The organism is Metabacillus sp. cB07 (genome assembly GCF_016839225.1).
GTDB classification, from domain to species: domain Bacteria; phylum Bacillota; class Bacilli; order Bacillales; family Bacillaceae; genus Bacillus_P; species Bacillus_P indicus.
The window spans coordinates 1,545,481-1,557,812 of sequence record NZ_CP069296.1 but is presented as its reverse complement, the minus strand read 5'-3'; the positions used below and the strand labels follow the sequence as shown (position 1 = coordinate 1,557,812).

At 44.3% G+C, this 12,332-nt stretch carries 10 protein-coding genes; 4 read left to right on the top strand and 6 right to left on the bottom strand.

From position 1 onward, the window contains the following. Positions 1-133 precede the first annotated feature (133 nt). On the bottom strand, positions 134-1,846 hold the full coding sequence (locus JOJ89_RS07770) for a methyl-accepting chemotaxis protein (protein WP_029281672.1): 1,713 nt from the start codon (positions 1,844-1,846) through the stop codon (positions 134-136). A 155-nt stretch (positions 1,847-2,001) separates the two neighbouring features. Here JOJ89_RS07770 and JOJ89_RS07765 point away from each other — a divergent pair, with 155 nt between their 5' ends. Then, the gene (locus JOJ89_RS07765; protein ID WP_029565467.1) at positions 2,002-3,027 is read left to right on the top strand and encodes an EAL domain-containing protein; all 1,026 of its coding nucleotides are present in this window, start codon (positions 2,002-2,004) and stop codon (positions 3,025-3,027) included. Between the two features lie 34 nt (positions 3,028-3,061). On the opposite strand, the gene JOJ89_RS07760 is transcribed toward JOJ89_RS07765, so the two are convergent. The 4 genes from JOJ89_RS07760 to JOJ89_RS07745 all read right to left on the bottom strand — a co-directional run bounded on the left by JOJ89_RS07760 (position 3,062) and on the right by JOJ89_RS07745 (position 6,717). Further along, complete coding sequence (locus tag JOJ89_RS07760) at positions 3,062-3,877, bottom strand: thermonuclease family protein (protein WP_203290058.1); 816 nt, start codon at positions 3,875-3,877, stop codon at positions 3,062-3,064. Positions 3,878-3,958: 81 nt separating this feature from the next. Further along, a complete protein-coding gene (locus JOJ89_RS07755; RefSeq protein WP_029565465.1) occupies positions 3,959-5,062 on the bottom strand; it encodes a M24 family metallopeptidase in 1,104 nt (367 codons plus the stop codon). A 36-nt stretch (positions 5,063-5,098) separates the two neighbouring features. Continuing rightward, positions 5,099-5,635 (bottom strand): glycosyl-4,4'-diaponeurosporenoate acyltransferase CrtO family protein, encoded by a 537-nt coding sequence (locus JOJ89_RS07750; protein ID WP_203290057.1) that lies wholly within the window; start codon positions 5,633-5,635, stop codon positions 5,099-5,101. Then, positions 5,632-6,717, bottom strand: a complete 1,086-nt coding sequence (locus JOJ89_RS07745; RefSeq protein WP_051827049.1) for a glycosyltransferase family 2 protein — start codon at positions 6,715-6,717, stop codon at positions 5,632-5,634. The genes JOJ89_RS07750 and JOJ89_RS07745 overlap by 4 nt, the downstream gene beginning before the upstream one ends. A 167-nt stretch (positions 6,718-6,884) precedes the next feature. Between JOJ89_RS07745 and JOJ89_RS07740 the strand changes: the two genes are divergently transcribed. From JOJ89_RS07740 to JOJ89_RS07730, 3 genes are all read left to right on the top strand, one after another. Continuing rightward, positions 6,885-8,405 carry a phytoene desaturase family protein gene (locus JOJ89_RS07740; RefSeq protein ID WP_029565462.1) on the top strand — a complete coding sequence of 507 codons (1,521 nt, stop codon included), beginning with the start codon at positions 6,885-6,887 and terminating at the stop codon, positions 8,403-8,405. Between the two features lie 82 nt (positions 8,406-8,487). Continuing rightward, on the top strand, positions 8,488-9,603 hold the full coding sequence (locus JOJ89_RS07735) for a glycosyltransferase family 2 protein (protein WP_029565461.1): 1,116 nt from the start codon (positions 8,488-8,490) through the stop codon (positions 9,601-9,603). Between the two features lie 103 nt (positions 9,604-9,706). After that, positions 9,707-10,042 carry a DUF3243 domain-containing protein gene (locus JOJ89_RS07730; RefSeq protein WP_029281687.1) on the top strand — a complete coding sequence of 112 codons (336 nt, stop codon included), beginning with the start codon at positions 9,707-9,709 and terminating at the stop codon, positions 10,040-10,042. A gap of 44 nt (positions 10,043-10,086) precedes the next feature. Here JOJ89_RS07730 and JOJ89_RS07725 read toward each other — a convergent pair whose 3' ends face one another. After that, a complete protein-coding gene (locus tag JOJ89_RS07725; RefSeq protein ID WP_203290056.1) occupies positions 10,087-12,231 on the bottom strand; it encodes a GDYXXLXY domain-containing protein in 2,145 nt (714 codons plus the stop codon). Positions 12,232-12,332: the final 101 nt, after the last annotated feature.

Sequence of the window (12,332 nt, the reverse complement as noted above, 5' to 3'; positions counted from 1 at the left end):
CGCGGATTCAAGCAGGAATATGCTTTCATGAAAAGATAACGGAAAAATGTCCTGATTGGATGACGGTATTTTTTTCCTTATTTCATTTTTTGGGATATAAATAAACCTGACCAATTATGATCAGGTTTCGTGCTTATACTTGAAATTCTCCAACAAGCTTTGAGAGTTCATCAGACAGATCTTTCAGACGGTCGGAGGAGGCTGCTACTTCTCTTATGTTTTCAGAAGACTGGTGCACAGAAGCGGAAACTTCTTCAATCCCAGCTGCTGACTCTTCAGACACAGCAGCAACTTCTTCTGCCGCCCTGTTGACCAGCACCATACCGCCTGCAATTGTTTTCAAGTAATCGTCCACATTGGCTATCTTTTCATCAAGCTTTCGGATCGACTTTGTGATCATCTCAAATGATTCACCTGTTTGTTTAATAGATGAAGCAGAATCTTTCACACGGAGCTGTCCGCTGTTTAAAGTGGCTGCTACATTTTTGGAAACGTTTCTGAAGTCTTCAACAATCCTTGTAATATCAGATACAGAAGCCGATACCCCTACAGCTAGTTTTCTTACTTCATCCGCAACAACGGCAAATCCCTTCCCGTGCTCTCCTACTCTCGCAGCTTCAATCGCAGCATTGAGAGATAAAAGATTTGTCTGTTCGGCAATTTGTTCAATGACCGTAACAAGCGCAGCAATTTCTTTTGTTTTTCCATCAAGATTCATGACTTCTGCTGCAGATGTATTCATCACACCCATGATGTCATTCATTCTGGCAGAGGATGAGTTCATCTGAACAGATCCCTGTGAAACTAAATGCATGACTTCATTTGATGACTTTCTCATAAAGGCGCCTTCTTCATTCGCTTTTTCGAGCTGCCTTGAGAAGTCATCCATTTGAGATGCGATGTCTGATGAAGCATTGGACTGCGCGGATGAACCTGCAGCAAGCTCCTGCATTGTTGCAGATACATGCTGGCTTCCTTCGTTGACTTCGCCGGAAGCTTTGTTTAACTCTCTGCTTCGCACTTGAAGTTCTTCAGATGCTTTTTTAATTTGGCGGACCATGTTGTTCATCTTTGATTTCAGCTCATTTTGGGAAGCGGTCAGCTGACCGATTTCATCCCTTCCACCATATTCAAGGTCCTGCGCAGCTAGATTCCCGGCTGATATCTCATGTGAGAAGCGGATGACCCGGTTGAAATGCCTGATGATCATTCTTTGAACGACGAACGTAATCGCCGCCGAGAGAACAATAGAGACAACTAAGGCTAAAAGCAAAGTGAAAGCAATCTGTTCCATGCTGCTGCGGGAATCTTCAGCTGCATCTGTTCTTTCTTTGTTTTTCAAGTCCCTGAGCTCATAGAGGGCTGTAATGGTCTCATCTCTGAGTACATTGGCTCTCTCTCTCGCCTGACTTAACGTTTGAGAATTGTTTTGTTCAACCGCCGGCATGATCGTTATGTAAAAAAGATCATTTAACATTTTGTCATTTTGAATCATCTTTAAATACAGGGCCGTTTCTTCCGGATCATTGAATTCTTTTTTGCTTTTGTCTCCTGCATCCAGCAATTTCTTTCTCTTTTCAAGATAGTTTTCTTTGTTTTCATCTGTAGGATTAATGATGTAATCAGCAATGGCAATATCCATCGACCGGAAAATTGAACCCATCTCAGTGATTGTGCTTGCGCTGGTGCTCAATTTGTCCATTTCTGAAATATGCCCGTCCACTCTGCTCAGCTGTGCAAACGTTACCATCATAGAGATCGCAAAGAGAAGAATGCACATCATAACAGAAAAGCTGAACTTCCAGCCAATTTTGATATTTCTCCAGAACATGACCGCTTTTTTCATATTTTTAACCCCTTTATTCTTTATCTACATTTACTATCGGAGGCAGAATGGAAATGTTTAACCTTCCAATAAGTCTATTTTCATAGGCCTTATTATTCATATCATTCTATTATTTTGGTATAATGGATTTATTATGAAATAAAGGGGATTTGTTCATGCATGCTTGTTCGTTTTGTTATCAGTCATTTCCAATCAGCCCGGCTGGTTTCTTAACTCTAAAAAATACAGACTCAGCCTATATGAGCTTCCTGGAATCATCCGGTTTTACGTTCAAAGCTGACGGAAGCTTCCACCTGGCCTATTCAACTAAACATGAACTCAAAGAGAAAATCCTGCCGTTAGCTCTTTTTTTTGCAGATAAACCATGGCTTGCCGCCATTCATTCAGGCATGAAAGAAGAAAAAACATCTTTTCATGATCTCCAGTTAGTCTGTGCCCATATTTTGAACGAGGAGACTGTCCATCTTATACAAAACGGAACATTCGTCAGCCATCTGCAGCCTATCATCCATGCACAAAGCGGCAGGCTTTACGGCTATGAATCACTGCTGCGTGCGATGGATCAGGAAATCTCCCCATACCGGCTCTTTCAAACAGCCGTCGAAACGAACATGCAGTCAGTCCTGGATAAAAAGGCAAGAGAAGCTGCGATTAAAGCGAAGGCATCTCATATTCCTGCAGGCATTAAAAGCTTTATTAACTTTCTGCCTTCCACCATCTATAATCCGGAGTATTGTCTGAAGCATACCTTTGATATCGTAAAGAAATACGGGGTTTCTCCGCAGGATCTAGTCTTTGAAGTCGTTGAAACGGAAAAAATAGAGGATGTCGTTCATTTAAAAAAAGTGCTTAACGTATACAGGGAGAATGGAATGAAAGTGGCTCTCGATGATTTAGGGGCAGGATACGCCACACTTGATATGCTTCATGAACTGCAGCCAGATTATGTGAAAATTGACAGGCATTATATCTCGAACTGCCACAGCGACACAGAAAAACAGGCTTTCGTGTCAAATGTCATAGCCATCGGCAAAAAGCTCGGCATTCAGGTGCTTGGCGAAGGTGTTGAAACAGAAGAAGAGTTTGCTTTTCTCAGAGAGAAAGGGATCGATTTTATACAGGGCTATCTTATAGGCAAGCCAAGTGCAAAACCGGTTATTCCAATGATCTTAGCGGGTTAGCAATATAAAAAGCAGCGGAATCAACTCCCGCTGCTTACCTTTTTGACGCTCTGTATCCTGCCTGAGCGGCTTCTTTTTCTGAACAGAACAGTTCCTCTTCTTCCGTCACATCATAATACTGGCCGTCTGGAAGATGGTAGATTTTCTCTCCTGAAGAAGAGATATTCCCCTTGATGGCGCATGACTCATCCTTGCTTTCTGCAGGCGCTTCCTCTTTTTCCTGGAGATCCCTGAACCCCTCGTCTTCAGCTGCATAGTTTTCAATGCTCCATATTCCGATCTCGCTTTGCTGAGCCTGCTTTTGCAGCTCATAAAACCGGTCTACATGCTTTGTGTTCGGAGCATACACATATCCCACTCTTGCAAGGCCTTTTTCTATCAGCATTTCATTAAACATCTTCCCGTCCACGTGAAGATAAACAAGGAGCCGTCCGTACTTGTCTCTCTCGCCAACGTCGAGTTCAAGCTCGACTTTTTTTCCTGAGAGCGTGTCTTTGGCAAAGCGGCTGGCTTCAGGGCCAAACGGCTGAACCGGTTTATTCGGATGGACGGTTTCGGGTGTGTCAACAAGCAGGAGGCGAAGCGTTTCTTCTCTTCCTTCTGCCATTACTTTTACGGTATCTCCGTCAATTACTTTGATAACTTCAGCCTCAATAAATGATTCGGAACTGCTTTCTTGTTTATCCTGCGGTTTTTCTTCCTGGACTGCAGGTGCAGCGGCATCTTCTGTTACTTCTTCTTTTTCATCCTGCATAACAGCAGGCTGTCCGGTTTCGGGCTGCTCTGCCGCCTCATCTGAGCAGCCAGCCGAGAGCATGGCTCCGAGCATGAGTGCAATCCATTTTTTCATGTCGCTCTTCCCCTTTTGTAAAATCAGGCCGTTCCTTCAAACGGCATAAACAAACCGCACATGCAGTGCGGTTTGTGAGTCTTACTGAATAATTTGCAGGTCTTTTGGAAATTTTGTCAGCGTTTCATGGCCGTCTTTTGTAATGCATACATCATCTTCTATACGGACGCCGCCAATTTCAGGAACATAGATGCCCGGTTCAATCGTATAAACCATTCCCTCTTTAAGCACGCCGTTACTTGTATGGCTTATAGACGGGTACTCATGAACGCTGATGCCTAGCCCGTGGCCAAGCCGGTGAGGGAAATACTCGCCGTAGCCGGCATTTGTAATGACATCTCGTGCAATCTGGTCAAGATCTCCGATTCTTGTGCCGGGTCTGCTTGCATCAAGTGCTTGCAGCTGTGCGTCAAGAACGGTCTGATAGATCTTTCTTTGTTCACTGCTGACAGATTTGTAAGCTAGTGTCCGTGTTATATCCGAGCAGTACCCATCAAGAACAACGCCCATATCAAACAGGACAAAATCTCCTTCTTTTAAGGCTGCAAGCCCAGGGTTTCCGTGAGGCTGGCCTGATTTTTTCCCGAACAGAACCATCGTTGAAAAGGACATTTCGCGTATTCCTTTCCGCTTTAGCTCATATTCGATTCTAGCAAGGACGTCCATTTCAGAAACGCCTTCTTTTAAGGACTGAACACCGATTTCAACACCGTAGTCGGCAAGTTCTGCTGCCTGCTTCAGAACGGCAAGCTCCTTTTCATCCTTTACAAGACGAAGCTCATTCATAATCTCTTCAGCTGATACTAAGGCTGCATCCGGAAGAATCTTCTGAATTTCTTCTGCTCTTGAAAAAGGAAGAAGTTCCTTTTCCACGGCTGCCTGCTTCATATTTTGCCGGCCTCTTTTATGAATGGCCGTTTTCACTTTTTCCCATGGATCTTCATGATCGGCATATCCGATGATTTCACCTTCAAAACCTGCGTCTCTCGCCTGGGAGACTTCCATGCCGGGACAAATAAAAAACGGTTCCGCCTCTTTAAATACAAACAGCCCCATTAATCGCTCATGAGGATCCGTGTAAAAATTTGTCAAGTAGAAAATATTTTCTGTTGACGATATGAACGCAGCATCTGTGTTCTGCTCGTTAAGCCAATCGCCGAGTTTTTGGAGTCTTTCTTTCTTCATCCGCACTCTCTCCTTCATCTGCATATCTCTTCTCTATCATACGCCAATTTCATCAGAACTTAAAGAAGGCGGTTTGACTTCCTCCGCCGGAGTATGACTTTTTTTCATCTTTCTTTTAGATAATGCCCGGTTCAGACGAATCCTGTTATACCGCTGAATCATGATAAACGGCAAATTGAAGCAGGCTGCATACAGTCCATTGATAAGAACTGAACCAGGAGTGTTCCAAATAATAAACAGCAGAAAGGCAAACAGCTGCATCCAGTGGGACAGCTCTCCCCTTTTTGTCTCAAGGACGAAACGTTCCATGTCTTTTGCCGCATGCAGGTGTTTTTTTGACATGCCGCCCGGAAACAAACCGCCAGCTTCAGGCATTCTGTCTTTCCATCTTTTGATCATCAGCCGTTCATAAAGTCTGCCGCTTTCCTCAGCGGACTTTTCATTCCACATCCAGTTAAACCGGCAAATGGAGCGGCCGTCCATCCTGCTTGTCAGCAAAGAAACTGAAAGGTGGATGCCTACCCATGCCGCTATGTTCAAGGCCACCGCCTCTGCACCTGTCAGCAAGATCACTTAGCATCTTCCTTTACAATAATTTTTCTCCCTTTCCATGATGCTGACTTGCTGATGAAGGTCCTCCAGAAAGATGTTAAAAAAACGAGCATGAAAAAAACGGCATGAAAAGGAAAAAAAAGAGCCGTGATGATGCCGAAAGAACCAATCTTTCTTACCGTCATCCAAATATGCAGAACAGCAGCAGCATAAAGAAGAGCATATACCTCCCGCCACTCACCCAGCCGGAATTCAGTCAAAAAGGATAAACATCCGGCTATCCAGAGCACAAATGGAAGCAGAACCTTCCAATCCGTCGCCTTCGCTCCGCTTGCAAATGTTTTTGAAAAGCCGGCAACAAGAGATGCGGGACCGTCCGGATACATTCTCATTGAAAGAGCGCCTTTTCCGCTTATGCAGCGGACAGGTGCTCCAGTCCGGCTTACAAGGACGGCAAGTTCCATATTTTCTGCGACTTTGTTTTTTATGAGGCCGTGGCCGCCCCAATTAAAATAATCTTGTTTTGTACAGATCATGCACTGTCCAAACGCACCGTATGAAACACCTTTTCTCTGAAGGAAACGAAAAGCGCCCATTGCCGAAAAAGCTGCCAAGTGGAAAAAAGCAGAAAGTGATTCGTATGGCTTTTGTATGCTGTGATACGGATGAATGGACAGAATTCCGGAAGCTCCCTGATCAAGAAAGGCAGCGGCCGTTTTTTCCGCGCCAAACTCCTCAAAGAAAGTATCTGCATCAAGAAACATGAGCCACTCTCCTTTAGCTTTCTTTGCCCCCGAAAAGCATGCCCATGATTTTCCGAGCCAACCTTCCGGAGGTTCCTCCGCATGCATGACTTCTGCTCCGCATGCAGCCGCAATCTCGGCCGTTTTGTCTTCTGAACCATCATCGACAACAAGGATTTCGGCTGGATATTGGCCTTCCAGCGAATGCAGCAGTCTGCCGATATTCTGTTCTTCATTTCTTGCAGGAATAATAATAGAAAGCCTGCGGAGAGAATCTTTATCTCTGTTTTGCTTTTCAAGAGTCTGAATTCTGTATAGAAGGTAAAGGCCGGCAGCTATACCGGCTGCAATTGTAAACATGCACATCACACTTTCCTAATGGAATGATCCGTCCCGCCTCCATGCGGACAGCCCGCCATTCTCCTGCAAAACTGGTTTAAAACAAGCTTTTCAGGGCAGAATGGATGTCTGTAAAGACTGGTCATTAGTTTAGTCAAATTAGAAGAATTTCATAAGGAGGGTTTTCGATGAATAAGAAAGCAGTCATTATCGGCGGCGGGCTTGGCGGGCTGTCAGCGGCTATCAGGCTCCGTTCAGACGGCTATCATGTCACAGTAGTGGAGAAAGGAGAACGTGTCGGCGGCAAGCTTAATATGCGCGGCGGACTCGGCTATACCTTTGATACAGGACCGTCTATTTTGACAATGCCCTGGGTGCTTGAAAAATTATTTAAAAGCGCCGGGCGGAATCTATCAGATTACCTGATCATTAAAAGGATTGAGCCGGGCTGGAGAACATTCTATGAAGACGGGACAACGATTGATTTAACAAGCGATTTGCCTGTTATGCTTGAGGAACTCAAAAAAGTTTCCGAAGAAGATGCAAACGAATTCTTTGATTACCTGCAGTATTGCAGTAAAATGTATGAATACAGCATGAAGAGCTTTTACAGCAAAAGCCTATCCGGCCTGAATGATCTCCGCTCTCTTCACAGCGTGAAGGAACTGCTGATGATGGAACCGCTGAAATCAATGGACGGCGTCACACGCAAACATTTTAAAAACAAGAAAATCAGACAGCTGTTCAATTTTCTGATTATGTACATAGGCTCTTCACCTTACCATGCCCCTGCCGTTCTTTCGCAGCTGACTCATGTGCAGCTCGGGCTTGGCGTCTACTACGTTGAAGGCGGCATGTACAACATTGCACTGGCCATGAACAAACTGCTTCATGAACTAGGTGCTGACATTCTGCTGAACACAAAGGCAGAACGTATTGTCACTGAGGGCTCAAGAGCAGCCGGCGTCGAGCTTGCAGATGGCAGAATCCTTCATGCAGACATTGTTGTATCCAATCTGGAAGCCATTCCTGCCTACAATACGCTTCTTAAAGACAAAGCCGGCAGCAGCCAGAAGGCGTCAGATCTCCAAAAATATGAGCCTACCGTATCAGGTCTGGTCATGCTTCTTGGGGTAGACCGGACATACGAAAATCTTGCCCATCATAATTTCTTTTTCTCGGAAGATCCCGAAAAAGAATTTCATCAGATTTTTAATGAAGGCAAGCTTGCAGATGACCCGACGGTTTATGTCGGCATTTCGGCAAAATCCGATCCGACTCAGGCACCTTCCGGAAAAGAAAACTTGTTTGTTCTTACTCATGTTCCTCCTCTTAAGGAGGGTGAGAACTGGGAATTCAGAAAAGAAACGTACCGGGCACAAATCCTTGATAAGCTTGAGCGCATGGGGATGACCGGGTTGAGAGAGCATATTGAATTTGAATATACGTTTACACCAAACGACCTTCAAAGTTTATACGGAGCGAACGGCGGCTCGATTTACGGAGTTGCTACAGACCGGAAGAAAAATGGAGGATTTAAAATCCCGAGCAAAAGCACGCTGCTTGAGAATCTGTATTTTGTCGGAGGATCCACCCATCCGGGCGGCGGAGTGCCGATGGTCACCCTATCCGGACAGCTGACCGCAGATTTAATAGCAGAACATGAAGACAAAAAGCCTCAAATCAATCAAGACAAAGAAATTTCCTGAACATGCAAGAAGGATAAGCACTGAGCTTCATCCTTCTTTTGCCTTTTGCCCTTATTTTATATGTATAAAAGGATGTGATTCCATGCTTCTCCTGTTTGAGATTTTCCTAGCCTGTCTTCTCGCCTGGACTATACTTAATTCACTTTTCATGCCGTCTTTAAAAAAAGGTTCGACAGGTGCGGCACCTTTAGTATCAATCTTGATTCCCCTCCGCAATGAGGAAAAAAATGCAGAAGATCTTGCCGCATCCCTTAAAAACCTTTCCTATCCAAACCTTGAAATCATCATGCTTGATGATCAGTCTACAGACCGGACAAAAGAAATCCTGACTAATGCAGCAAGGAATGACAGCCGGTTTAAAATTGTGACAGGTTCAGACCTGCCTGATGGTTGGGCAGGCAAAGTGTTTGCCTGCCACCAGCTCAGCAGCATGGCATCAGGCGACTATTATTTATTTCTTGATGCAGATGTTCGCGTACATAAACATACGATCGAACGTTCTCTCGCCTTAATGAAACAAAAAAAAGCAAACATGCTTTCCGGTTTTCCCCGCTTTCCGGTTAAAACAATTCTGGAAAAATGGCTTGTGCCCATGCAGCATCTCTTAATCTATTTTCATCTTCCCCTTTACCTTGCCAATTACACACCTATGGCAGCTGCATCCGCTGCACACGGAGCTTTTATCATGTTTGAAAAAAACGCATACCGCAAGTTCGGGGGACATAAGGCGGTTAAAGACGCCATAGTAGATGATGTGGCTCTTGCAAAAATCACGAAACAAAACGGATATCGCGCGGTCCTTGCGAATGTCACGGAGTATGTCACCTGTTATATGTATGACAGCAATAAAGCTGTTTGGGAAGGGTTCAAAAAAAACATTTTTCCGGGGTTTGGGCGATCAATTTTAATTGTTATTCTCTTTTCGCTGTTTTACGGATTGGTCTACCTGTTTCCTTTTTTTCTAGCACTCTATGGAATTACAGAACTGATTCAGGGGAAAATGAACCTGCATTTTTTTGTCCCCTACTTGCTTATCGTACTGCAAAAAGCATACATCGACTTACGCAGCAGGCAGACACTGGCTTTGTCCCCTGCCATTCCATTTTCGGCTGCAGCCTTCCTGCTACTCCTTTATGCGTCCATGTTTGCTTCTGTCAAAAAAACCGGCTATACCTGGAAAGGAAGAACCTATGATTAATCCTTTAAAAAAGGAATTCTTCCGCACTTTTGCACATTCCCAAGGTTTACCTCTCTGTGATAAGGGAATGTAACAAGTAACTTTACCAGGAGGTGCAAGAAACATGTCAAATCATCAAGTAAAAGACGAGTCAATTCAAACCGAAAAGATTGAGAACAAGCTGGATTCTATGAACAACGAAAAAATGGACGCGATCCTAAGAGACTTTGAAGAGTTTAAATCGTACTTAGGCGACAAAGTTGAAGCCGGGAAACGTCTCGGACTGAGTGATGAGATGCTGGCCAAAGGCGCAGAAAAAGTGGCCGGTTACCTTGCCAATAACGTAGAACCTAAAAACAGCGAAGAATATCTTCTCCACCAGCTTTGGAAAGTCGGAAATGATGAAGAAAGACATTATCTTGCGCACATGCTGGTCAAACTGGCCAACGAAACAAATTAACAGAAACAGAAAACATCCATCCAGGAAGCCTGGATGGATGTTTTCTATTTTAATGAAGAAAGATCCTTTTTTACATCTTTCAGTAAAGCATTTCCTCCGCGGGATACGATTACTTTTGCATACTTCGCCGAGCGTTCAAGCTCAAGACCGGTACCTTCTTCCACAAAAAACGATTCTATGCCGAAATGAACGCTGTCATAGCCGTTGTATTTCCCGGTGAGATAGACGGTGTCCTGTTCAGGCTCTCCCATGTCGGCCGCCCTTCCAATGACAGGCTTTCCTTCCGGTCTGAAAACCCCAGTACTGTCCTTCTTCACCTTAACAGTGACAACCGTGCCGCTTTTCATGGTTTCATCCCCTTCAAAACGGCCGGCTTCATATCTAAGCTGAACATAATCCCCCTGCAGCACAGATCTCGGATCCAGCGGTTCCAGTTGAAGAATGACAGACGTTCCTTCTTTTAAGGCAGTCTCATTGGCAACAGACTGATATCCCGTAAATCCCAGCTGCAGAAGGACAACTGCTGCAATCATCGCCCATCTCTTTTTTGAAAATGCAGATTCCCCTGCTCTCTTTTCCTGGTCAAAGTAACGGACAGCTGCAAACAGCACGATGCCAATAACCAGGAAAGTGACCGATTTATGAAGAAGCTTCCAGGCAAAATCGTAATATAAGCCTGTCAAAAACAGAATGAAAAACACCCAGGCTGCATTTCTCTTAAACACTTCCTCCTTTTGCTGATAAATGACCAGTGCCGCAAGATTCAGTCCAAAATACAAAATCTGATATACAAGTGTTTCCCGCCAGTCTGTCCCCCAGAACGCTGCAGGATACAACAGCAGAAACCCATATGCCAGAAATACACTGTCAAGCTTTCGCAGAGGCTTGAACGGAACCAGCAAAAGGGCAAATTGGATGAGTGACAAGGCTGCAAGAATCACTCTGAAATGATCCGTCCACTCAAAATGAGCGGAAAACAGATTAAGCAATACAGCAAGCACGAAAGAATAAGAAAGAAATTGAAGGAAACCTTCCCTCTCAATTAAGAGGATGACTGCTCCCGCTATAAGAAAAAGATAAACAGCCGCTGTATCCATGATGGTGAGGACCCCGAGAGCTGACAAAAATCCTGTAATGTAAAGCGTATATCTTGCTGCAGGATTTACTGTTTTCAGCACTGCAGCCAAAATCAGAAACACCATACTCACGATTGCCAAAGCATAGGAGGACTCAAATATAAGGTAAAGCAAGCCCGCCAAGCTTGATGACAGTAAAATGGAAGATGTGAACGTGATGATGACAATCAGAATATTTTTAGACACTTTAAACGCTGCCGAATCACTTGATGCCTGTTTAGCTGCTTTCACTGCTGCAAAAATCCCGGCACCTAAAAAGATAAGAGCCAGAAGAATGGTGAAAAAGTAAAAGCTGAGTCCTCCAAGCTGATCTGACAGTCGTATGCTCATCTCGATATATTTTGACAGAACATAGATGCCGGCCATTGTGAAGCCAATAAACGTCAGGCCCTGATGCCCCGCTTTTTTCATGAAAGAAAAATAGCTCAACAAAAGAACGGCAAGGAACAGGACATTCATCCAGAGACTGTAGGTTTCAAATACATAGTAAAACGACATGATGATCAAAAAGAGGTGAACGACAGCAAACGCACAATATTCAAGCACCTTCAGACCCAGTGACCTTGCAAGAAAAAAGACAAGGCCATTCAGCACCACGATGCCCAGATAAATGAGGAGCTGCTCAAATTCCGTCCGGTAAAGAAAGATGCTTGACGGATAGAGATAAAACCAGTAAGAAAGCATAAACAGCACGTAGGATAGTATGGCAAAAGGCTGATAGCGGGTAATAACAGCAAGCAGCAGGGGTGGAATCAGCCATATGACAAAAAGGAGATAGCTGTCTGCATGTGAATTGTAAATTTGCCCGATCAGAGCGACGGCAGCCCCAAAGGACACTGCCCCGCCAACCAGCAGCCATCTGGTCAAATCCGGCCTCTTCATCCATTTTCCAAAAAGAAAGCTTCCTCCATAAAACAGAATCATAATACCTGCTGCAAGGGCGGTCTTTTCCGTTCGTTCAAAGCCTCCCCAGTTTGATGCAAAGAAAAAGATGATGCCTGAGAGGATAAAAATAATTGAAGCTGCATAGCCAAGCGGGATCGTTTTTTTCATCTTACATGCCCCTTCCTTTGTACACGTTTCACAGAAAAGCAATCATTTGTGTTCGTGGTGTAATATTACACTATTTTCTATATTGTGTAAATACAGAAAAT